This window comes from Gimesia chilikensis, assembly GCF_007744075.1.
In the GTDB taxonomy this organism is placed as follows: domain Bacteria; phylum Planctomycetota; class Planctomycetia; order Planctomycetales; family Planctomycetaceae; genus Gimesia; species Gimesia chilikensis_A.
In genome coordinates, this window is record NZ_CP036266.1 from 6101594 (window position 1) to 6123747 (window position 22154).

Genomic DNA, 22154 nt, shown 5'->3' on the forward strand with positions numbered 1-22154 from the left:
CCAATCTCTTTTAAGTTAATGAGTCTCAAGTGAATTCTTTTTATGTCGTTTCTGGTGGAACTCGGATGCCTTCTTCAACAGCTCCTTGGCATCGGAACTCAAAGTATTGTTCTGAACGTTCTGGACCAGAACTCCTTTGGTCCGTTCATGATGTTCCCGTTCTTCCCGCCATTTGAGATTCTGAATCGAATGTTTCAGAAAATGGGGAATCCCTTCATGGGGAACAGGCGAAGAGTGGAGTTTGGTGTGAATCGCTTTTTCGTGGGCCTGAAAGTCGATTTTGACGACCAGCTGCTTCATGTCCGGATCGTCAACACGATCCAGAATACGATTCATTTCCGGGACGATCCCCTCTTCCGTTAAGTCGATGCTTAACTGGTAAAGAAAGCGTAGACGGGGATCTTTCAGGTTGGCTGGTGATATATGTTGATGAATCTGGGGAACACATTCGGGGTATACAAAGATGATTTCAAGAAGTTCGCTCTCAAGTTGATTATCTTTCGCTGAATTTTCTGAAGTTCCACCGATTCCGGAGGTGTGGTCTGCACTCGGAGTTGAATGGGGGTCGTTTGAAGGGACACTCGGATTCAGACTGGGGTTTTGCTTCTGTTTGACTTCACTTAATCGTTTTCGGACAACAGTTTCGTTTAAGCTCAGTCGATCTGCTAACTTTCTTAATATGATATCTTCACGTATTTTGCCGGTTAAGTTTGGACTTGCGGCCAGAAGCTCCAGCATTTCTTCTAAAATTCGGTGTTGTCCATCAATTGACTCCAGTCCAAATTTCTGAACACAGAGATTCAATTTAAAATTCCAGGCTTCCGGGGCTTCTGCGATCAACTGCTGCAAACTCTTTGCCCCCTGCTGTTCCAGAAAATCTGCCGGATCCTGGCCTGCCGGCAGCGTTAAAATACGTAAATCTACTTCCTGAGCGATGAATTTCGTTAAAGCCCGCTCCGCAGCCTGCTGTCCTGCGGTATCACCATCAAATACCAGTACGACTTTACGTGCCAGCCGTTTGAGATAAGTCACATGAGATTCTGTCAGAGCCGTCCCCAGTGTGGCTACGACATTGGTCACTCCAAACTGATGCGCTGTAATGCAATCAGTGTACCCTTCGACTACGACAACTGTCTCCGTTTCGCGAATTCCCTGTCGCGCTTCATCCAAGCCAAACAGCAGTTTGCTCTTAGTGAAAATCACACTTTCCGGACTGTTAAAATATTTCGCCAGTTTTGCTGAATCGGCTCCGGGCAGGATACGTCCCCCGAATGCAACAACCCGCTTTCGCTCGTCGTGAACCGGAAACATCACCCGATTAACGAAATAATCAGAACAACGTGACTGTCCCTCTTTTCTGAAGATCAGTTTTGCTTCCAGCAGCAGCTGTTCGGGAAAACGATTGCGTGATCGATTGACCAGCCATTGCCAGTCATCCGGATGAAAACCGAGATTAAACTGCCGCATGGTCTCTTCGGTAAAGCCCCGGTCTTCCATCAGGTAACGGCGGGCATATTCTCCCACCGAAGTCTCCATCAGACATTCATGGAACTGTGCTTCCGCCCATTTCATGACGTCATACAGACTCGACTTCTCTAATGGCTGCTGTCCACCCTGCGAATGACGGGGGGTAAACTTGGGAACTTCCAGATGGGCCTTCTCGGCCAGAATCTTGAGTGCCTCGAAAAAGTCGACCCGGTCGTATTCCATCACCCAGGAAAAGCAGTCTCCACCGAGGTTACAGACCCAGCAGCGCCAGGTTCCACGTTCGGGGGAGATGACCATGGACGGATTGTGGTCGTTATGAAAAGGACACAATCCTTTGAAATCGCGTCCATTGGGAGTCAGCTGAACCGACTCTGCGACCAGTTCTACCAGGTCTGTCCTCTGGCGGACCAGTTCTTTGAAATGTTGATCAAATCCTGGCGACACCAGTTTCTCCTGAACAGTTAAGAAGCAGCCCGAATGCCAGTTTCCATCAACAGCTGGAAAGTGAACATTTTTACATAAACCTAGAGTGCTTCCCTGCTCAACTCCGTGTCCTCAAATTCTACACCATAGAAGGAGAGGGTCAAGAAAATGCGAATCTGGATTGTTCAGACTCACCGTCGCTTAAGGTCAAAATTTGTATAATGTTACAAAAATGCCTCATCGCGCAACTTCAACGGATACCTTAAACTGACCTCTACTCCCCCTGTCTGCTTAACCCGAAAGGTTGTGATGCTTTCACACCACAGCCCCCGTAGCATTAGACAGTTGGTTTGTATGAATTATCCTTATTATACTCCCCGGGTGAGTGTCTGCAATCTTTCTGAGAAAGAAACCTGACCGGTTGAGGGACTCCCCCTGCGCAGAATGATGCGATTCGCGACAAACGGCAGGACAGCAGACTGCTAACTGGCAGCTGCTTCTTCCTGCGGTTCTTCTGTCGGGGCATCTGCCTGTTTAATCTGCCAGAGAGAGATATTGCCGAACTTCTCGCTGCACTTGGGGCATTTTGCCTTGGCAATCGCTTTGCCGGTTTTGCCGCCGATGCGTTCCTTCTTGCGTGAATCTTCGCTGACGATTAACTGGCAGCCCTGACATTGTCGGCCTACCAGGGTCAGCTCGATTTCGGGATCGGCTTCATAGAATTCGAGATTCTCGTTCTCAAGTGCTTCGAACTGCTCTTCGCTGTAGTGACAGGTGACCTGTCGCGTTTCGTCGGTCAGCGGAATTCCAGAGTCAGGACCGAGGTCACTGACGCTGTGCAGTTCCTTGAGTGCTTCAGCAAACTTACGATATTCGGTCAGACTGAACGTCAGATACTGATTTTCCTTGCTGTCTTCCTGTTTCGGCAGGGCGATCGCAATGCGACCATTTCCGAAGACGGGAACGCCGGCAAAAATCGATTCGTGATCGTACATCGTCGGGAAGACGACTTTCAGCTTCGAGATCTGATCTGCTGAGAGGGTCTGCACGCTGGCGGCTGGAATTTCCGCATCGTCCTTTTCTTCGCGAAGATGCTGGGCGATGTCGATGCGGGCTTTATCCTGTTTATCCTTGGAGCCCCCTCCGAGGAGACCGGCTTTCACCAGACCGAGCAACAGCATGCGATCCTGGGAAATGGCCACATCGACGGTGGTAAAGGTCTTTTCCAGACTGTTGGGTTTCAGCTTGAGCTTGGTCGGATCGACGGCATGCAGTTTCAGATTCTGGAACCAGTGCTTATAAGCACCAGGATCGAACGACTCGGCTCCTGCTGCGGCTTCTTTCTCTGCACCGGAGTCAGCTGATTCCTCATCTGTCGCCTTGGGAGATCCCATTGGTACCAGGTACATGACATTACAGGCAGGACATTTTCCGGCTGAGCCGCGATATTCCTCGCGGACACGGATCCGATGTCCATTCGGGCAGTAAACGACAATACCGCCTTCGATTTTGGCAGCACGTCGACGACGACGTCCCCCTTTCCGGCGACGCTTTTCTTCTTTTTCTTCCTGCAGAGCGACATCCAGCAGCACGTCGCCGCCGGTCGCTACAGAATGATCTTCATCGGGCTCTGAGGGCGCTGCTTTTGGCTTGGACTCGTCTTCAGCTTCCGCTTGTTCGGCTGCTTCCTCTTCGGCGGCATGCTGCTGTGCTTCTTCAGCAGACTCTTCGCGTGCCAGAGGGATCGTTGATGATTCCTGTTCGCTGACCTCAACGCCACCTGCCAGCTGAAAGTCGTCGTCGCTGGCTTCATATTCGGTGACGGAGACACTCTGATCGAGTTCGAAGTCGTCGTCGTCGCGATCGGAATAAGCGGTCATGGTGGCGGTAGAAGCGTTCGATTCTTCCTCTGCGGACTCGTCAGATTCCTCTGGAAGCGGACTGAAAATCATCGGCGGCGGATTTTCCTGCATCTTGCGATAGGCTTCCGCTATATCTTCCCGCATGAAAGAGCCACAGTTCCAGCAACGGACCAGACCGACGCGAACCATTTCATTACACAACGGACACGGTATTTCATTGGAATTGGTATTCTGTTCATCCGGAGTTATGTCGTTGGACATAATAAATCCCTGTACCTGGATAAAAACGTAGATGATGACTGGGAGATAAACAAATCATAATTACTTCATCACTTCTGAGCTGAGTATAAAACCCGAAAAGAATACAAATGAAGAAATTCAGAAGTTCGTTTAATTATGACCTGAAACGGTGAATATATGAAATTTTGTTAGAAAACCACACAGACTGTGGAGCAACGCCAGATTAACATAGCACTCAAGCAAATGCAGTAATGAATTGTCCTTTTATCAATTTTAGCGCTTTACTGGAATCAGTCTGAGCTTTTTGTCGGAAATGTGTCCGTTTTGCAGACAGGCTCTGTCATAAACCTAGTTCAATCTGTCTGTAATGCAAATGACTGCTCAGGATAAATAGAACGATCTGCGTTGGGTAATCATTATTATAATGACTAGTGCAAGAAGTATTCAAGAGTATACAGAACAGTACGCAATTTTCCGGGGCGGAATGCGCGTCTGAAAACGGGAAACCGCGTGAATCTGAGGGGACTTCGGAGCAGCAACCTGTTATACTGCCCGCATTACAGGCCCGTCGGAGCAGCAAATTCATGCCGAATGCAGAACAATACCTCAAACCGGAAGTCATCCAGACCGTGGCCCGGCTCGATCTGCGGGCCAAATTCATCGTGGAAGGCTTTCTGAGCGGCCTGCATGCCAGCCCCTATCACGGTTTCAGTGTCGAATTCAGCGAACACCGACGCTACACCCAGGGGGACGACCCGCGCGACATCGACTGGCAGGTCTACGCCAAAACCGATCGCTACTACATCAAAAAGTACCAAGCAGAGACGAACCTGACCGGTTACCTGGTGATCGATCTTTCTGAAAGTATGGCTTATACCTATCGCCAGCAGCTCTCCAAATTTGATTACGGGATCTGCCTGGCCGCGTCGCTGGCCTACATGATGATCCACCAGCAGGATCCGGTCGGCCTGATCACCTTTGGTGACAAGATCCGGGATTTCCTGCCTCCCCGCAGTAGACGGGGACAGCTGGGGAACATACTGGCGATGCTCGCCAACTCCCAACCTGTTGGGACGACGGAGGTTTCACAAAACCTGCAGCAGATCGCTTCGATGGTCAAACACCGCAGTCTGCTGATGATTTTCTCGGATCTGCTGACCGATCAGAAGAGCGTGCTCGACAGTCTGCAGCGTCTCCGTTACGCCGGCCACGACGTCATCCTGTTCCACATTCTGGACGAAGCAGAGGTCTACTTCCCTTTCGAGGGGATGGTCGATCTTCAGGAACCCGAACAGGGCGAGTCCATGGTTCTGGATGCGGAGGGCATGAAAGCCGACTATCTCGAGGCGGTTCAGGAAATGCGGGAGACCTATCGCGAGAAACTGTTCGCGATGGGCGTCGATTACGTTCCCCTGGATACCAGCATGCCGTTTGATAAAGCGCTGATTGAGTATCTTTCCCAGCGAAAAGCCCGTTTTTAACTATCCTTATGAACACAAACCAGCTTTTCAACCATGCGACTGAACGCAAGCAGAGGTTAAGTTATACGGATTCAAAGTTAAATACTGATTAGTACCTGTCCGTTCTTGAAATCTTAACTGAGTATGCGAGTCTAATAGCTTGCAAGTGCTCGCTGCCAAATTTAGAGTGTTACTCACTTTGGATCATTGTGTTTGAATGGAATCCTGAGTTTCAGGCCCCTGTAATGGATGCTGGCCGCTCGGTGATCTGCTACCGCCGCTGTTTTTCCAATTTCTTCTTAAGAAATTGAATTTTTTACAAACAGCGCACCATCACGAATCGTAGTAAGCTCGCAGAAATTCTAGCGTTAGCTTAGTCGGGCCCCTTTGGCTCGAAATACTGTTCTCATAACTGATTATCATTTTATTCACAGTGGGGAGCTGAGAACCGCCAATGGACAACGAGTCAGTCATTCAGATCAGCAATCTGACAAAGATCTATCGTGATTTCTGGGGCCGCAAGAAAGTTCGCGCTCTCAACTCTTTAAGCCTCGAAGTGAAAAAAGGCGAAATCTTTGGTCTGCTGGGTCCGAACGGGTCCGGAAAGACGACCACTCTGAAACTGCTGCTGGGTCTGCTGTTTCCCTCGGAAGGGGAAATCAAGGTTCTGGGCCAGCCTGCCTCGAACGTGGAGAAGAACGAGCGGATCGGTTACCTGCCGGAAGAATCCTATCTGTATCGCTTCCTGAATGCAGAAGAAACCCTCGACTTCTACGGGCGTCTGTTCAAAATTTCTCCCAAGGAACGCCGCGAACGCGCCGCCGAGCTGATCGAAAAGGTCGGACTGGGACACGCCAAACGTCGTCAGCTGAAAGAATACTCCAAAGGGATGACCCGCCGTATCGGTCTGGCTCAGGCCCTGATCAACAACCCCGACCTGGTCATGCTCGACGAACCGACGAGTGGTCTGGACCCGCTGGGTACCGACGACATGAAACGCATGATCGTCGAGCTGAAAGAACAGGGCAAGACCGTGCTGATGTGCAGCCACCTGCTGGCTGACGTGCAGGACGTGTGTGACCGGATCGCGATTCTCTACGGCGGCGAACTCAAAGTGATGGGCCGCGTGGATGACCTGCTGAAAGAACAGGAAGAGACCCAGATCCTGACGTCTCGCCTGAGTGATGAAGCCATCAAAGAGATCGAACAGGTCGTCGCCAAACACAATGGTAAGGTCGATGCCATCGATCACCCGACAGCAACTCTGGAATCCCTGTTCCTGAAAACGGTTCAGGAAAGTAAAGAACGACCGGGTCAGCGCTTTGTTCCCGAGACGGAAACGAAGAAGGCCGCTGAATAAGCAGCGGGCTGTGACTGGTTGTTATTACTCACGATCATTGACTCTGTCTCGGCTGGAAGGACTCAGCAGAGCCTCATATCCAATGAGATGTTATTCACAGAAGTAAATCATTATGTCTTTTGATCCAATTCCATTTAATTGGCTGGAAGCTTTAAAACATTTTGCATTCGTGTTTGGAAGCTCCATGGTCATCGCGCTGATCGTCTGCCTGGTGGTGGGTATCATCACCCGCGGGACGAAGGGGTTTGTGGATGTCTTTCGCGGCGTGCTGGACTTCTTTGTGCAGATCATCCATATCTCACCCCGCCGCATCTGGTCCTTATCGGTCCTGACGATCCGCGAATCACTGCGACAGAAAATTCTGTTCGTCTTCATCATCTTTGCGGTGCTGTTCATGTTTGCCGGCTGGTTCCTGGCGGGCGCTGCAGACAGGCCCGATCTCCAGGTGCAGTCTTATATTGACTTCGTACTCAAAGCCATCAGCTGGCTCGTGATTCCAATCATGCTGCTGCTGGCCTGCTGGTCGTTACCGGAAGACATCCGATTGCGCACCATTCATACCGTTGTTACCAAGCCGGTTTACCGAATTGAAATCGTCATGGGCCGCATGCTGGGCTTCACAGTGCTCGGCACCGCGATTCTGCTCGTGATGGGCGGCGTGGGTTATATCTGGATCAATCGCCAGGTGCCCGACACCGCGAAGGAGAGCCTGGTTTCCAAAGTTCCGATTTACGGCGATATCTCCTTCACCAACCGTGAAGGGGCTCCTGCTGCCTCCGGGATCAATGTGGGTGACATCTGGATGTACCGCAGCTACATCGAAGGTGCCACCAAGGCCCGGGCGATCTACAAATTCGAAGGGGTCGACGAAAGCGACGCCATTGATGACAAGCTGAATTTGCAGGCCTCGTTCGAAGCGTTCCGAACCCACAAAGGGGATATGGAAAAAGGTGGGATTCTGTACGAGCTGACTTTCGTCAATGAAGACAAAGGTCTCCGCGTCGATACATCCCCGATGATCAACAAGGAATACACCGAGAACCGGTTGCAGATCGACCGTAAACTCTCACAGAAAAAGAATGAAGGCGAAGCCGACCAGGAAGTCGTGACATACGATATTTTCGACGATCTGGTCGATAAAGACGGCAACCTGACCGTCGAAGTCGCCTGTCTGGAAGCAGGACAGTTGCTGGGGATGGCCCGTCCCGACCTCTTCATTCGTACTCCCGACCGTTCGTTCATGGTCGGTTACTCTAAAGCGATTCTGGGCATCTGGTTGCCGATGGTGCTGGTGATCATGCTGGGCGTGACCGTCAGCTGTTTCGTCAAAGGTCCGGTTGCCATCCTGACGACCTTCACCGTCGTGATGGTCGGATTCATGTCCAAAGAGTACATGAATGAAATTCTGAGCGGCAAAATGCAGGCCTCCGGTGCAATTGAAGCCTGGTATCGTCTGTTAACTCACATGAATTCTCAAACGGAACTGCCTAATGGTCCCGTAAAAGGTATAATCGTCGTCGTTGATGGTGGCATCCGGAACTTCCTCTGGCTCTGCCAGCAGATCATCCCGAACTTTGGCATCTTCTCGAACATGCGGGAATATGTCATCAAAGGGTTTGACGTCTCCTGGAGTGCAGCTCTGCTGCCGGGACTGTTGACGACAGCGGCCTATATTCTTCCCTGCTTATTGATTTCATTCTATAGTTTGAAGCTCCGCGAACTGGAGGCGAAATGAACAAACTCTCTTCCAAACATCGAAAACTGGCTTATGTCATCGCGATTATCATTCTGCTGATACCGGTGATCTGGCTGGGTATGCCTTCCACCGGTGAAGAAGGATCCGGAGGCGAACTGGCCCAGTTACGGGTGCAGTATGAACTCGGGGAAAGTACCCTGGGTGACGTCGATCCTTCCAGCGCGTCCATGAACTTCGTTCTGCTCGGTCTGCGGGGCATCGCCACCAACCTGCTCTGGATGGATGCTAAAGACTACCAGGAACGGAAAGAATGGGCCAAGCTGCGTTCCACCGTCGATTCGATCATTCTGCTCCAGCCGCACTACATGAAGGTCTGGGACTTCCAAGGGTGGAACCTGGCCTACAACGTTTCTGCAGAGTGGGACGCCGTCGAGGATCGTTACTTCTGGGTTAAGGAAGGAATCAAGTTCCTCAATGAAGGGGTTGCCCGCAACGAACGCTTCCCCGAACTCGACTGGAAAATCGGTAACCTGCACGGCCAGAAAGTGGGTCGTTCCGATGAATGGAAACAGTTCCGTCGCTTCTACAAGGTCGACCCGAATACCGAACGGTATGATGGCGGCCCCGATCCGGAAATCAATCCCGAGCGTCTGGATAACTACCAGGTTGCCAAGGAGAAATACCTGATTGCCAACGAGAAAGAACTCAAGCACAAACAGCACCTGCAGATGCGGATGCTCTTCCGGGCTGCTCCCTGGCACGCCCAGTTCGACTATGCCAACGCCATGCAGCGTGAAGGTAAGTTCGGTAAAGAACGGACCGATGCCTGGGCACAGGGCTTCAAAGAGTGGACTACCATCTTCGGTCGTGAAGAGTTCATGACTCCCAAGGGAGCCGTGGTACTCGAATGGACCGACGACGATATCAAGAACCTGGCCAAACGGGACAACGTCAGTGAGTCAGACAAGAAGCACTGGACCGACCGTTACCAGAGTACTGCCAACTACCGTTTCTGGCGAACACGAGCCTTGTCAGAATCTGAGCAGCAGACCATTGATGCTCACAAAGCGATCTACGACGGTGAAGTAGCATTCACCGAAGGTAAGTTCGACAAGGCACAGGCTGAACTCGAAAAAGGGATGTCCCTCTATGCTTCCGTCCTGAATAAGTACCCGAGTCTGATGGCCGAAGACCTGGCGATTGAAGAAGGTCTGAAAGCAGTCCTGCTCTGGCGTGACATTCATGACCTGAAAGGGATCCCTGCCCCAGAGAGCTTCCCGCTGAAGCCACTCTGGATCAAAGAACAGGGACGTGTCCCCGGTCTGCAGGAAGACCTGCGACGCGACCTGGGTATCCAGTAAGTCATCTGGAACTCAGCTGAAAACAGAAAGAGCCATCCGCGTTCACGGATGGCTCTTTTTTTATGCCGTTTTCATTCCTGCATTGTCAGCAGAGGGAACTCTAGTCTGCCTGCTGCTGAAAGCGTGTCTGGACCTCTTCCGCACTTAAAGCACGCTTAAAGAGCTGCACGTCTTTCATTTTTCCATGGTAATAATCATGGGCTCCGAAGCCGATCTTCAAAGGCTCTGAGTTGGACAAATCATATTCCGCGGGATCGAAGCTGGTCGACGACGCGACCAGGGCACCGTCCACATACAGCTTGAGTTGTGACTTCTCTTTGACGGCTACGATCTGACGCCAGCCTGGCTTCAAAGCGGTATCGTAGGTGGCACTCTTACCTGCTTCGATGGACTTCACCCGCCCGGCTGGTAGCGTACCAGCAAAGAGGCGTCCCTGATAGACGGCCATCGACCAGACACGGCGATAGCGGACATCAGGCGTCAGATCGATTTGCCCGAGGTTCTTCCAGTCGACACCGCCGTCATAACGATAGACCTCGGCCAGGGGAAGCGATCCGGAGTACATGGCACCGTTGTAAACAACCAGCGGCATGCTCTCCTTTTCCTCGCCCAGTCGTCCCGCCAGTTCCCAGCGTTTCTCGCCTGCATAACGATAGACTTCCGCATGCGGCCATTCGCTGACATACAGGTTCCCCTCGTAGACAGCAAAGCCGTAAGTCTGCGTGGCTTCTCCCACCTGTCCGGCATGCGTCCATTTCTTGCCGTCATAACGGTAGACGGCACCTTCATCATAGCCGGTCGCAAACAGGTCGCCGTTATAGATGGCCATCGATTCCACCCGCTTTCCGTCAGGCACATCACAGGCGGTCCAGGTAGTTCCCCCATCGTAGCGGTAGAAGGCAGCGGGGGCGTACATGGAGGAGGCATACAGCTTCCCTTTGTAAACCACCATCCCATTAATCGCTTCGACGCCGGACAGATTTCCACAGTGCTTCCACGTTCCGTCCCCGAGATACCGGTAGACGTTGCCCCCCATGTTCGGGTTTTCGGACTCTGCCAGCGAGGAACCTTTCAGCCGGTACTTTCCCGTTCCTGCATACAGGTGCCCCTGATAGACCGCCAGCGACGAGACGGAGTTACACTTGTCTGGCGTTCCACAGTCGATCCATTTTTTACCGTCCTCGTACTGATAAACGTGTCCGGCGGCTTTTGCACCGGGCACACAGGTTCCTGCATAGAGTTTGCCATCGTGCACGGCCATGCTGTAAATCAGAATGGCATTGCCCAGTTGCCCGTGATCGGTCCATTGAGAATCCACTTTGCCGTTATCGATGCCGAACTGCAGATGATGCCAGTTCGACTGGCTGCTGGTCACGCCGGCATTATTTTTGATGCTCAGCTGGAAACCCCGCCGTGATTTACGATCGTATTTACTGCACAGGGTACCGATGACGTCTCCCAGGTCGGCACTTGTATTCACGGTCAGTGCCAGCGAAAAGTTGCCCGTTCCTAAGGAGAGCGATTTTGAATCGGGAACTTCCAGATACGCGGTACCACCATCAAAGACGGCCGGCTGACCCGCTTTCAATTTCACGCCATGATTGACACCGTGATTCTGGAACGAACTCTGATCCCGGGCATCTCCCTTGAGCCGCCAGTTTCCAATCAACGCGTCTTCCGCATGCACATCGAGCGGCACATCACAGCTCAACACACTGAGTAACAGTAACGACCAATACCACTTCGCTCGCATCATCAGTCACTTCCCTTCTTGATTAGTCTGAATATCCAGGGTGCGCCTCGTTATTTAATATTATTAACAAAATAGCAGAACAAAATTTTTTCTAAAGATCAATCGACATAAATAAATTCATTTGAATTCAATACCGCCAGACAGAGGTCCGTGAGCGCCGCCCCTGCGTAAGGATCCCTTGTGGCCTGCTTACCGAGAGGGAGTACTAGTTGATCAGTCGTGCGTTGCTCCCGGCGCAATTCTTCGCGCTGTGCTTTCAGAAACTGAACGAGTTCGACCAGTTCTACTTTCCCCGGCTGACGTCCCAGCGCGCGTCGGATCAACAGGGTGACCTGCTGTCGGGGACTGGAACCGGCCTCGTCCTGAATCAGTCCCGCCAGCTCTCGTGCTGACTTGAGCGAACTTTCCGAGTTCAACATCAACAGTGCCTGTGGAGCCGTGGTTGAGTTGCCTCGCTGGGGACAGCTGTTATTCGCATCGGGCCGATCAAAGGCTTCGAACAGGGGATAGCGGAGGTTACGTCGCGCAAAGACATAGATACTGCGGCGGTAGTGATCCTCTTCGCGGGGACTGGTTTTCCACTGATCCTTGAGCAGGGTAGCCCTCAGTTCCTGAGGCAAGGGCGGCATGACACCCCGACCGCCGGTTCGCTCGGAGAGCTTACCGCTGATCAATAACAGCGCATCGCGGATCACCTCCGCATCCAGACGCTGACGCGGAAACCGCGAGAGCAGTGCAGCATCCGGATCATGTTCCAGGCTTTGTTTCCATTCGCTGCGCTGTTCTGCAGAAACTGATTCCACGTTCTGGGTCTGTAAGCTGCTGGCCTGTTGATAGACCCGCGAGGTTAAAATCAGACGATGCAGCGACTTCAGCTTCCAGCCGGTCTCAGTAAATTCGGCAGCCAGCCAGTCCAGCAGTTCCGGGTGCGAGGGAGATTCTCCCATCAGACCAAAATCACTGGGGGAGGCACACAGGCCCCGCCCGAAGTGATGCTGCCAGACCCGATTTACAATTACCCGCGACGTGAGGGGATGCGATTTCTGTGTCAACCAGCGCGCCAGAGCGAGCCGCTGTTGAGGCGTTTTCTGCGATTTAATCTGCTGCGCATGTGAATTCGCAATCCGCAAGAAGGCGGGTTTGACTTGAGGGCCGGGACGACGCCAGTCGCCGCGGAGCATCACGTGACTTGGTTTCCGTTTTTTATCCGTTGCAGCGAGTGTCGTTACCGAACGATTCTTCACCGGTTGCACCGCCGGTTCAAAGAAGGCTCGCAGACGATAAAAGTCGAACGTGCTGATCGGATCATATTTATGATCGTGACACTGGGCACATCCCAGCTGCAGGGCCATGAACACGGAACCGACCGTGGATGTCATTTCGTTGAGCAGCGTGTGGCGTCGCTCTTCCTGTGAATTGATGTCGGGCATATCGGGTCCGGAAAGACAGAAGGCCGTCGCCGTCCGGGCATCGGGATTGTCAGGGGCAATCACATCCCCGGCCAGTTGCCAGCGGACAAACTGATCGTAAGGCATGTCGGCATTCAGTGCCTTGATCACCCAGTCCCGGTACTTCCAGGCATCGGGGCGGATCTTATCGTGTTCGTAGCCGTCCGTTTCTGCAAACCGGGCCAGATCGAGCCAGTGCTGAGCCCAGCGTTCGCCATAGCGGGGCGAAGCCAGCAGGCGATCCACGAGTCGCGCATATGCATCATCAGACTGGTCTGCTAAAAACTGATCGACTTCCGCCGGCGTGGGAGGCAGGCCGATGACATCGAAGTAAACGCGACGGATCAGCGTTACCCGTTCTGCATCCGGAGCTGGTTGCAATCCCTCGGCTTCCAGCTTCGCGAGGATGCATCGATCAATGGGCGTCCGCGTCCAGTTGCTGCGTTTGACTTCAGGCAGCCCCGGTTTTTGAATTGGTTGAAACGACCAGTGATCGCGGTCTGACTCGGTCAGGGGAGTCTCGGTCAGTGCCTTTGGTTCTTCGGCTGATACACTGACGGGCAGTGACAGGCAGAGCAGACAACACCAGCAGCTGACATACTTACGGAATCCTTTCATGTGAGCAGTCCTTTCACAATCTCAACTTCCGCGGGACCGGTCAGACGCTCATCCAGGCCGTTATGAAAATAGGTCAGCGTTTCATGATCGAGTCCCAGCAGATGCAGGAGGGTCGCGTGAAACTGATTGACGTGCACGGTCTGTTCCGCAGCACGTAAGCCGATGGGATCGGTGGCCCCGTAAGCGCGGCCCCCCGTGATACCGGCACCGGCCAGCCAGCCACAATAGCCCCAGGGATTGTGATCGCGGCCTTTGCCCTGCTCGCTCATCGGCATGCGACCGAATTCGCCACACCAGACCACCAGCGTGTCTTCCAGGAGTCCCCGCTGCTTCAGATCCTTGAGCAGCGCTGCGATCGGCTGATCGGTCTTGCGGCAATAAGCGGTATGATTCTTCGTTACATCGCTGTGTGCATCCCAGCCCACGGTATCGCCGGAGTAAAGCTGAATGAAACGCACGCCACGCTCCACCATGCGTCGCGCCAGCAGACAGCGTTCGCCGAAATCACGCGTGTCTGGATCATCGAGTCCGTACATTTTGTGAGTTGCTGAGGTCTCCTGTGTCAGATCGACAATTTCCGGAGCCGCGGTCTGCATGCGAAAAGCCAGCTCATAGGCGGCGATCCGGGCCGAGAGTTCGTCGTCCCGATCACGGGCTTCCAGGTGGCGTCGATTCATGGATTGGACCAGATCCAGGGTCGCCCTTTGCTGGCGGGCAGAGATCCCGGCCGGAGGTTTGAGATTCAGAATCGGCGTCTGCCCGGGGCGCATGGTTGTTCCCTGGAACGTGGCCGGCAGGTAACCGCTGCCCCAGGCGGGCGGTCCCCCTTTTACGCCGCCCCCCGGATCCGGCAGGACCACGAAGGCGGGCATGTCTGCATTCTCGGAACCCAAACCGTAGGCGATCCAGCTGCCCACACTCGGATGCCCCATCAGGATGCTGCCCGTATTCATCTGGTAGACCGACTGCGGATGATTCACGCTGTCACCATGCAGCGAGCGGATGACACACAGGTCGTCTACAAGTGCGCCGGTGTGAGGCAGAAAGTCACTGACTTCCAGTCCCGACTCACCGCGTTTGCGAAAGGGTTTGATGGGTGCCAGCAGGGGATTCTGTGCCACCTTGCGGCGGGTCATGACTTTGCCGAAACTTTCGGGCAGTGGTTTGCCCGCGTATTTGATCAGATCCGGTTTGGGATCCCACAGATCGACGTGGCTGGGACCGCCGTGCATGAAGAGCCAGATGATTCGTTTGGCGCGCGGAGTGAAATCCGGTTTGCCGGGGGAGAGCGCTGAGTTCGCTGCAGCGTGCGCCGGCTGTTCCTGTTGCAGCAATGCGTTCAGAGCCAGCATGCCCATTCCACCGCCGGCGTTCTGCAGCAGCTCGCGACGGTTCATCAGACCGGAGCAGGCAGGGCCGTGTGAAACTTGTCTCTCATGTTGATTCTGACGCATGCAGACAACTCCCTGAGGATGAGGTGCAGATGACTGCTCCTACTATATCAGGGAGTGCGGGAGGCCTCGACTGAATTCAGAACGGAATTCGCATTTGTCGAAAAATGAATGTTCGCAGTCCTGCGACTTTTATTTGAGAGACCAGCGTGAAATTCGGCTTCTGGGACGCTGCTAATCGAACACCGGACCGCGGGTTCTGTTTCGTCATTTTTTTGAACAAAGCCGAACGGGATTCAAAATATCCTGACTTTTTTCTTTCGATTCTGAAACCAGTTCAGCGCTGCGGAAGTATTCCTGACGCGGGGTTCACCTCATGATTCTTCTTGAATCATGACTGTTTCTTTTTGGCATCATGTTGTTTTGCAGCATCGTTTGAGGCCTGTCTGGCTGGTCAGCAATAAAGAGTTCCCGGATTTTCGCTTTTTTCTGAAATCAGAAACAAACCGACTCCGGAAACTAAGCTATATGAATACTGACCAGGCGCACGCGAAGGTCATCAGCAGTCCTGCAGACAGAGTGTGAATCAGAAACAATCATTCACAGTATCAGTAAAAAAAGATGGGGAGATCAATGACTTCAACTTCAACGAGTTACCTGAAAGGATTCATCACCATCACCGCCGGCCTCTGTGTTCTGTTGCAGGCCGATCTGGCCAGCGCACAACAGCCCGGTCCCCTGGCAGCACAAAATAACAGAACGCTGTCACCGCGTGCGATCGAAAGCCTGGTGACCGGCATCGCCTTCTATCCGGATGAGCTGGTCGAGACCATCCTGCAGGCAGCACAACATCCCCTGGCAATCCGCCAGGCTTCCGAAAAAACAACGGGCCGGTTCGGCGGTCGATTTGCGCAACGGGTGCAACAATTCAATCAGAGTACAGACCCGAGTGTCGCGTCGCTCAAACAGTATCCCGAGATCCTGGCACAACTGAATGACAATCTTGCGACCACGACTTTACTGGGACGCGTGTATCAGACACAGCCCGACGATGTCTGGCGGGCGATTGATAAACTGCGAGCCGAAGTCGATGCAGCACTCGAAGCAGAACCGCAGCAGTTCGTCGATGCCAGTGGTGCACCGTTGACCGGTCAGGCCGCGTATGTAGCGGCAGCCGGTTATGTCGCCGGTCGGTACTTTGTGCCTGCAACCATGTCAGAACTCTACGTGGCTTATGCACATCCACAGCAAACCACGACGACCACCGTCTATGAAGGACCTTATGCTTCCGGATCGGCCACGCAGACCACGACCACGGGTCCTTACGGTCACGCGACCGCTTCGACCGGCAGCAGTTCCACCACTTACACGGGACCGAACGGGAACACCGTCACCGGAAACACCCAGGGGGGCAGCGTCGTTTACCAGAATGGACCGACGACCGCAGGTGCTGGTGCGGCGACCACTACGATCACTGGTCCCCAGGGAAATTCCGCCACCGCAACCGGAGCAGGTATCGCCGGCAAGACGACCGTGGGTGATACGACTTACTTTGGCGCTGCAGGAGGGGGGACCGTCAATACTTCAAACGGACTCACTGCCAGTGGCGCCGGGCAGGTCAATGGATCGATCACGCAGACACAGACCGGTGCGCAGTACAACACCCAGTCCAGCGGGGCGATCACTACGAATACCGGCGTCGACGCGTATGGCAGTCGCAATACAAGTGGCAGCGTTAACCAGAATGCCGATGGCTCTGTGAGCGGCGTCCGTTCTTCCTCGACTGCGATTCAGGGAAATAACGGCTACGCCAACGTGCAACACAACAGCTCCGGCACTGCCACAGGAAATGGTACGGGCACCTACAATGGTTCTACCACAGTTGATTCGAGCAAAGGATCGGCTGCGGTCAACACTACTGCGGGCGATGGTCAGGTCAGTTCGACCGTGACCACGCAGAACGGTTCCAAGACCGGCACTCTCGGAGATGGCCAGGTGGGCCAGGGGTCGTCTACAGCCAGCAGTCGTCAAGCGACAGGCAGTCAACAGGGCTCTTACCGGGCCAGCCGTCAGAAGAGTGCTGCAAATTCGCGTTACAGTCAATCCTCAAGTCAGCAGATTGCCTCGGGGCTGCAGAGCATGCAGAAGAACTGGGGACAGCTCAGCCAGCAGATGAACCGTTCTTCCCAGGCGGCAGCTTCACAACATAATACGCGAACTCACTCACAACAGCGACCGACGTCCAGCTATTCACGAAGTTCGGGATACGGTTCGAACTACTCGAGCCGGAATAGTTCCTCTTATTCGAGAGGCAGTGCTTCTCCGGGAAGTGGCCGGGGTTCTTCAGGTCGATCCCGCGGTGGTCGCAGATAAGCATAGCTGATGTCAGCATCAGCGGATCTACGGGCCTTTGTTCCTAAGCGAACCGAGGCCCGTTTTTTGACCATAAAAAAGAAACAGCATAAAATCTGCGGTCTACCCAGAAAAAAACGTTAGAATCAGCCTTGCAGTTCTGTTTAAACTACAGGAGGAATAATTCCTACGGTCAGATTCTGGCGCGCTAATCTGACTGTCACCTCAGACCGGCAGGCGACCATGGCGAAGCAGAAACGATTTCTGATCGGTGTCAGTGAGATCATCACTATCCTGGTGATTCTCGCCATCCTGACCATGCTGATCATTCCGGAGACAAAACAGTTTGTTAACGGGGGACACAGAGAACGTTTTCGCAATCAACTGAAACTGGTAGGACTGGCCTGTCATGAATACCAGGCTGAGTATGGATGCCTGCCCCCTGTGGTCATTTCGGACGAGAGAGGCAGGTCGATTCACAGCTGGCGGGCGATGCTACTGCCCTGGCTGGAATCGCAAGGCAGGACGCAGCCACCGGCTTATGTGTATACTTTCAACGAACCCTGGTTCAGCCCTGCCAACCGACAGGCGGCATTGGATAACGCCAATCTCTTTACCATGCTGGTCTCCACTGATGACAGAGAGGTTATTCAGAAATCAAAATTAGCGGCCGTGATCGGCGCGCAGACTTACTGGAGCCCCTCTGGCGAATGCCGTCGTCTGCCGCTGGAGGCGAATCAGGATGAACGTCACATTCTGCTGCTGGAAATCCCCAATCTGTACGGTGCATGGAGCCAGCCCAATGACGTCACCCTGGACGAAGTGCTGACGCTCAGTAAGAATCAGCAGTTTGAACCGGATGGTGCGCACGTTTTATTTGATGACGGCAGTGTCACCTGGTTCGCTCCTGAAGCACTGACCGAGGCGACTTTACGCCGCCTGCTCTGTCCGTTTGATGCAGTCAAAGCCGAGCCCGCAGTCGAAAATTCACCTTAACATCAGCAACAATTTCTACAAAAATGAACATCTCCCGTTGACTTAGTGTCTTTTAAACACTATCGTTTCAGTAATCAGGCAGAGATCCATCTGCCGATCTACAGGAGAGAGTTCGATGACGACATTAATCCAACTCAGCCAGTCAGCGCCGGCCCAAACCCGGTTAGAGTCACGTTATCACGTCACGGTGCTGTCCAATTTCGCCCGCGGGTATGACAAATACAGTCGCGCGTACTCCAAAGCCCGTATTGCCGAGAGCCGGTTTACCGATAAATTCCATCTACTGGAACGCGATCAGCTGCAGATTGGCATTGACAAAAACAAGCGTCTGCTGGAAAAACTGAAGCTGCCTGACAATCAGTTGCTGGTACTGGAGACGCGCGTCGATCCTCAGCAATTGCATGTAACGGAACAGACGGGACTGGGACACTACATCCAGAGTGATTCCATTCGCTTACACCGTGTCTACCTGATCCGCGCTGATCTGACACTTCAGGAAATTGCGATTGAAGAAGCGATAGCACGATCGCTGTCTATTCTGCAACGGAATCTGCCTGAGTTCAGCGAGTTAGCGCCCCGTTCGGTTTCGGTGTTACCGATTGCCATCGGCTGCCAGGCAAAATGTGCGTTCTGTTTTTCCAAATCCTCTGCCTCGGCCGAACAGGACAAGGGAACGCTCGATTTAGCACACATCGAACAAATTCTGAGGTCTGCCAAAGCCCGTGGCGCACAACGGGCTGTGATCACCGGCGGTGGAGAGCCGACGCTCTATCCGCGACAAAAACTGCTGGACCTGATTCGACTGTCCGCCGCCTGGTTCCCGGAGAAAGTAGTGCTGATTACCAATGGTTACGTGCTGACCGAGATGTCTCCCGTTGAGCGACTGGCTTATCTTGAGGAGTTGCAGGCAGCCGGACTGACGACACTGGCGATTTCACATCATCACTTCGATCCGGCAGTCAACCGTCAGATTATGAACCTGGAAATCGATATCGCCGGCATTGCAGAATGCTTCCAGCAACGGCCCGACCGGTTCCCTGCGCTCGCGCTACGGCTCATCTGCGTGTTACAAAAGGGAGGGATCGAGAACGGGGATGCGATCGAAGATTACCTGCACTGGGCGGCAGCGCTGAAGATCCGCGAAGTCTGCTTCAAAGAACTGTATGTCTCTTCGAGTGTCGAGTCCGTATACTATTCGCGTCCTGCCAACGAGTGGAGTGCCGACCACCAGGTACCACTCCAGGTCCTGCTGGATTATCTTCAACAGCATGACTGGAAACAGACGGGGGAACTTCCCTGGGGCGCTCCCATCTATACCGGCAAACTGGGGTCCGAGACACTGCGAGTTGCCGCGTATACCGAACCCAGCCTGCTCTGGGAACTGAAGCATGGTCTCTGCCGCAGCTGGAACATCATGGCTGACGGCCGCTGCCTGACATCGCTGGAAGATCGCAGGAGTGAAATTGAAATCCCATGAATTACCAGGAATACCGCGCGGCCAAAGAGTCATTTCTCCAGACCGATCCACTTCGACTGGACTGCATGAATACGCAGAAGGCGTTGAGCGGGCTGTTACCCGCTATCCCGCAGACAACAGAGGAATATTCGCTGCCAGAGGCACTCGCGGCCTGGCAGGAGGTTACGGGGTTTGAACTTCAGCAGTTGGAATCCATTCCCGGAACAGGAGTGCGTGAGCTGCTCGCGCAGCTGATCGAACAACTCAAACAGGCAGAGGCGGAATTTCTCTTCCCCTGCGACGTGTATCCCGTTTATCACCGTTTACTGGGGGACTACCCCGCGCGGACGTATCATACTTTTCCGGATTGGGAATGGGAGGCCCTGTCTGCAACATCACAAGAGCGTCAGGTTTTGCTGCTGACACAGCCTGCGGTTCCCGTGGGTCGGTACCTTTCCGCTGCAGAAATCACAACAGTCCAGAACTGGCTGGCTGCCGATGCCAGGCGACTGCTGATCGTCGATGCTGCCTACGCTTATGAACCGAATCACAGCATCTATGCGAAACTTCTGGCGTCGAACCAATGCCTGTGCCTGTTCTCGCTCTCCAAGCCCTGGCTGCTGCCCGAGCACTGGGGGCTGGCGGTCGGTCCGCCTGAACTTCTGGAGAGCGTGTCCCTTTCGCCCGGGGAATTCTCTACGAACTGGGTCCCTGCCTTGCTTCTAAATACCGGGCTGCCTGCTCGCTTACGGAATCTGTTTCATCAGGAATGGAAGCGACTGAGTGCCGCCATTCACGAATTTGCCCCGGACTGGAAGCCGCCTGAGTCCGGATATTATGCGACGGTCAACCTTCCGTTTGAGCAGTTATTGCAGAATCATAACGTGCTGGGGGTTCCAGCGACCGTGTTTGGCTCGGATCGATCGGACGTCACTGTGATCTCCTGCCTGTTCCACATCCAACGGGGGCTGACCGATGGATGAAAGCCTGGAACGCTGCCTGCAACTTTATGAAGATGCGGACTTTTACGATCAGGAGTTTGCAGATCGCACTTTCGAAATCCCTTTTTTTCTGGCTGCAGCGCAGCGTTTTGGCTCCCCTGTGCTGGAGCTGGGCTGCGGCTCGGGAAGGATCACGATTCCCCTGGCCCGCGCGGGGGTCGATATAGACGGCATCGATCTCTCAGAGTCGATGATCGACCGGGCCAGAGCCAGGGCAAAGACCTGTGAGTGTGAGCAGATCCGGTTCTTCCAGGGGGATTTCAGTCAGTTGGAGACGCCACGCACTTACCGGCTGATTTTCTGCGCTACCAATGCCCTGCAGCACTTGCTACACGATCAGCAGATCGACGACTGTTTTCAAGCGGTCCGTCGCTGCCTGGCACCTGCGGGTCTGTTTCTGATTGATGTATTTAACCCGGATGCTGCCCGACTGGCTCGTACCTGGAATCAGCGTTACCTGTTCAAGGAAATGCAGACTCGAACTGACGGCACGCTCTCTGTATTTGCCCGCAGTGAGTATGACCCGAAGAGTCGGGTACTCCGCTTTCAGCTCGACTATCGTCGACAGGCAGACGACAGACAGGTCAAAGTGAAAGACGTTGAGATGCGGTGCCTGTTTCCCACTGACCTTGCTGAATTCTGTCGACGGAATGGTTTCACTGTTGTCGATAAGTGGGGCAGTTATGACAGTGAGCCTTTCACAGAAAACTCTGCAAAGCAGATCCTCGTCTGTCAGGCAGCAGGCAATCCCTGAAGTGACCACCACATTCGGTGATGCGCAGCAGGCACTCAATTCCGAAAATCTGTGCGCACTATTTGAATGATTCCTGTTATACTGATCTGAAACGGATTATCAAATCTGTTGTGGAGAGACCATATCTGTGCTTACTCACAGTTCCTAGAGAGACAGAGCCTGACGCTGATGAAGTTTCCGCTGCATCGCATCGAAATTGAAACCGATTCCGAGAGACAACTTTCGGGGCAAGTGCAACGGGAACTCCTGAGTATACCGAAGATTGTAAAACAGGAATTCTCGGAACAGGAATGGTTCGCTTTCCAGCTGGTTTTGGAAGAGTACGTGGTGGAACTTTTAAAAGAGAGGCGATCCGCCGCCCTCCGTTCCCGGCACGGAATAGCGGGAAGCTGTCAACTGAGCGTCCTGTTTGAGCGGAGACAGATTTTGATCTCTTTTAACGGACAGGAAAAAGTGCTGCAGTATCCGGAAGATGGTCCGGTGGTTTCGTAAGGG

At 53.5% G+C, this 22154-nt stretch carries 15 protein-coding genes; 10 read left to right on the forward strand and 5 right to left on the reverse strand.

Annotated features, from left to right (window positions below):
* Positions 1 to 15 precede the first annotated feature (15 nt).
* Positions 16 to 1932: a DNA primase gene (gene dnaG / locus HG66A1_RS22895; protein WP_197996758.1), complete on the reverse strand. Its 1917-nt coding sequence runs from the start codon at positions 1930 to 1932 to the stop codon at positions 16 to 18.
* Positions 1933 to 2393: 461 nt separating this feature from the next.
* A complete protein-coding gene (locus HG66A1_RS22900; protein ID WP_145189556.1) occupies positions 2394 to 4034 on the reverse strand; it encodes a hypothetical protein in 1641 nt (546 codons plus the stop codon).
* A gap of 563 nt (positions 4035 to 4597) precedes the next feature.
* Between HG66A1_RS22900 and HG66A1_RS22905 the strand changes: the two genes are divergently transcribed.
* The 4 genes from HG66A1_RS22905 (at position 4598) to HG66A1_RS22920 (ending at position 9890) form a co-directional block, all read left to right on the forward strand.
* Positions 4598 to 5494, forward strand: coding sequence for a DUF58 domain-containing protein (locus tag HG66A1_RS22905; protein WP_145189560.1), 897 nt, complete (start codon positions 4598 to 4600; stop codon positions 5492 to 5494).
* A gap of 433 nt (positions 5495 to 5927) precedes the next feature.
* Positions 5928 to 6833, forward strand: coding sequence for an ABC transporter ATP-binding protein (locus HG66A1_RS22910; protein ID WP_145042727.1), 906 nt, complete (start codon positions 5928 to 5930; stop codon positions 6831 to 6833).
* Positions 6834 to 6945: 112 nt separating this feature from the next.
* Complete coding sequence (locus HG66A1_RS22915; protein ID WP_145189563.1) at positions 6946 to 8568, forward strand: ABC transporter permease; 1623 nt, start codon at positions 6946 to 6948, stop codon at positions 8566 to 8568.
* Positions 8565 to 9890 (forward strand): hypothetical protein, encoded by a 1326-nt coding sequence (locus tag HG66A1_RS22920; protein ID WP_145189566.1) that lies wholly within the window; start codon positions 8565 to 8567, stop codon positions 9888 to 9890. The genes HG66A1_RS22915 and HG66A1_RS22920 overlap by 4 nt, the downstream gene beginning before the upstream one ends.
* 100 nt (positions 9891 to 9990) lie before the next feature.
* Here HG66A1_RS22920 and HG66A1_RS22925 read toward each other — a convergent pair whose 3' ends face one another.
* From HG66A1_RS22925 to HG66A1_RS22935, 3 genes are all read right to left on the reverse strand, one after another.
* Positions 9991 to 11646, reverse strand: coding sequence for a LamG-like jellyroll fold domain-containing protein (locus HG66A1_RS22925; protein ID WP_145189569.1), 1656 nt, complete (start codon positions 11644 to 11646; stop codon positions 9991 to 9993).
* Positions 11647 to 11741: 95 nt separating this feature from the next.
* A complete protein-coding gene (locus HG66A1_RS22930; protein ID WP_145189572.1) occupies positions 11742 to 13709 on the reverse strand; it encodes a DUF1549 and DUF1553 domain-containing protein in 1968 nt (655 codons plus the stop codon).
* Positions 13706 to 15106: a DUF1501 domain-containing protein gene (locus HG66A1_RS22935; protein ID WP_145193878.1), complete on the reverse strand. Its 1401-nt coding sequence runs from the start codon at positions 15104 to 15106 to the stop codon at positions 13706 to 13708. Before HG66A1_RS22935 ends, HG66A1_RS22930 begins: the two co-directional genes overlap by 4 nt.
* 627 nt (positions 15107 to 15733) lie before the next feature.
* Between HG66A1_RS22935 and HG66A1_RS22940 the strand changes: the two genes are divergently transcribed.
* The 6 genes from HG66A1_RS22940 to HG66A1_RS22965 all read left to right on the forward strand — a co-directional run bounded on the left by HG66A1_RS22940 (position 15734) and on the right by HG66A1_RS22965 (position 22151).
* Positions 15734 to 17473: a DUF3300 domain-containing protein gene (locus HG66A1_RS22940; RefSeq protein ID WP_197996760.1), complete on the forward strand. Its 1740-nt coding sequence runs from the start codon at positions 15734 to 15736 to the stop codon at positions 17471 to 17473.
* Positions 17474 to 17695: 222 nt separating this feature from the next.
* Complete coding sequence (locus HG66A1_RS22945) at positions 17696 to 18448, forward strand: DUF1559 domain-containing protein (protein WP_145189577.1); 753 nt, start codon at positions 17696 to 17698, stop codon at positions 18446 to 18448.
* Between the two features lie 115 nt (positions 18449 to 18563).
* Positions 18564 to 19925, forward strand: a complete 1362-nt coding sequence (locus tag HG66A1_RS22950) for a radical SAM protein (protein ID WP_145189580.1) — start codon at positions 18564 to 18566, stop codon at positions 19923 to 19925.
* A complete protein-coding gene (locus HG66A1_RS22955) occupies positions 19922 to 20887 on the forward strand; it encodes an aminotransferase class I/II-fold pyridoxal phosphate-dependent enzyme (protein ID WP_145189583.1) in 966 nt (321 codons plus the stop codon). The genes HG66A1_RS22950 and HG66A1_RS22955 overlap by 4 nt, the downstream gene beginning before the upstream one ends.
* On the forward strand, positions 20880 to 21659 hold the full coding sequence (locus tag HG66A1_RS22960; RefSeq protein WP_145189586.1) for a class I SAM-dependent DNA methyltransferase: 780 nt from the start codon (positions 20880 to 20882) through the stop codon (positions 21657 to 21659). The genes HG66A1_RS22955 and HG66A1_RS22960 overlap by 8 nt, the downstream gene beginning before the upstream one ends.
* Before the next feature lie 168 nt (positions 21660 to 21827).
* Positions 21828 to 22151, forward strand: a complete 324-nt coding sequence (locus HG66A1_RS22965) for a hypothetical protein (RefSeq protein WP_145189589.1) — start codon at positions 21828 to 21830, stop codon at positions 22149 to 22151.
* The last annotated feature ends 3 nt before the right edge of the window (positions 22152 to 22154 follow it).

Bases quoted from the DNA above. Each gene is read 5' to 3' on its own strand.
- HG66A1_RS22925 (WP_145189569.1), bottom strand. From the start codon at position 11,646: ATGATGCGAGCGAAGTGGTATTGGTCGTTACTGTTACTCAGTGTGTTG.
- HG66A1_RS22905 (WP_145189560.1), top strand. From the start codon at position 4,598: ATGCCGAATGCAGAACAATACCTCAAACCGGAAGTCATCCAGACCGTG.
- HG66A1_RS22955 (WP_145189583.1), top strand. From the start codon at position 19,922: ATGAATTACCAGGAATACCGCGCGGCCAAAGAGTCATTTCTCCAGACC.
- HG66A1_RS22935 (WP_145193878.1), bottom strand. From the start codon at position 15,106: ATGAACCGTCGCGAGCTGCTGCAGAACGCCGGCGGTGGAATGGGCATG.
- HG66A1_RS22940 (WP_197996760.1), top strand. From the start codon at position 15,734: ATGACTTCAACTTCAACGAGTTACCTGAAAGGATTCATCACCATCACC.
- HG66A1_RS22960 (WP_145189586.1), top strand. From the start codon at position 20,880: ATGGATGAAAGCCTGGAACGCTGCCTGCAACTTTATGAAGATGCGGAC.
- HG66A1_RS22915 (WP_145189563.1), top strand. From the start codon at position 6,946: ATGTCTTTTGATCCAATTCCATTTAATTGGCTGGAAGCTTTAAAACAT.
- HG66A1_RS22950 (WP_145189580.1), top strand. From the start codon at position 18,564: ATGACGACATTAATCCAACTCAGCCAGTCAGCGCCGGCCCAAACCCGG.
- HG66A1_RS22930 (WP_145189572.1), bottom strand. From the start codon at position 13,709: ATGAAAGGATTCCGTAAGTATGTCAGCTGCTGGTGTTGTCTGCTCTGC.
- HG66A1_RS22965 (WP_145189589.1), top strand. From the start codon at position 21,828: ATGAAGTTTCCGCTGCATCGCATCGAAATTGAAACCGATTCCGAGAGA.
- HG66A1_RS22900 (WP_145189556.1), bottom strand. From the start codon at position 4,034: ATGTCCAACGACATAACTCCGGATGAACAGAATACCAATTCCAATGAA.
- HG66A1_RS22910 (WP_145042727.1), top strand. From the start codon at position 5,928: ATGGACAACGAGTCAGTCATTCAGATCAGCAATCTGACAAAGATCTAT.
- HG66A1_RS22920 (WP_145189566.1), top strand. From the start codon at position 8,565: ATGAACAAACTCTCTTCCAAACATCGAAAACTGGCTTATGTCATCGCG.
- HG66A1_RS22945 (WP_145189577.1), top strand. From the start codon at position 17,696: ATGGCGAAGCAGAAACGATTTCTGATCGGTGTCAGTGAGATCATCACT.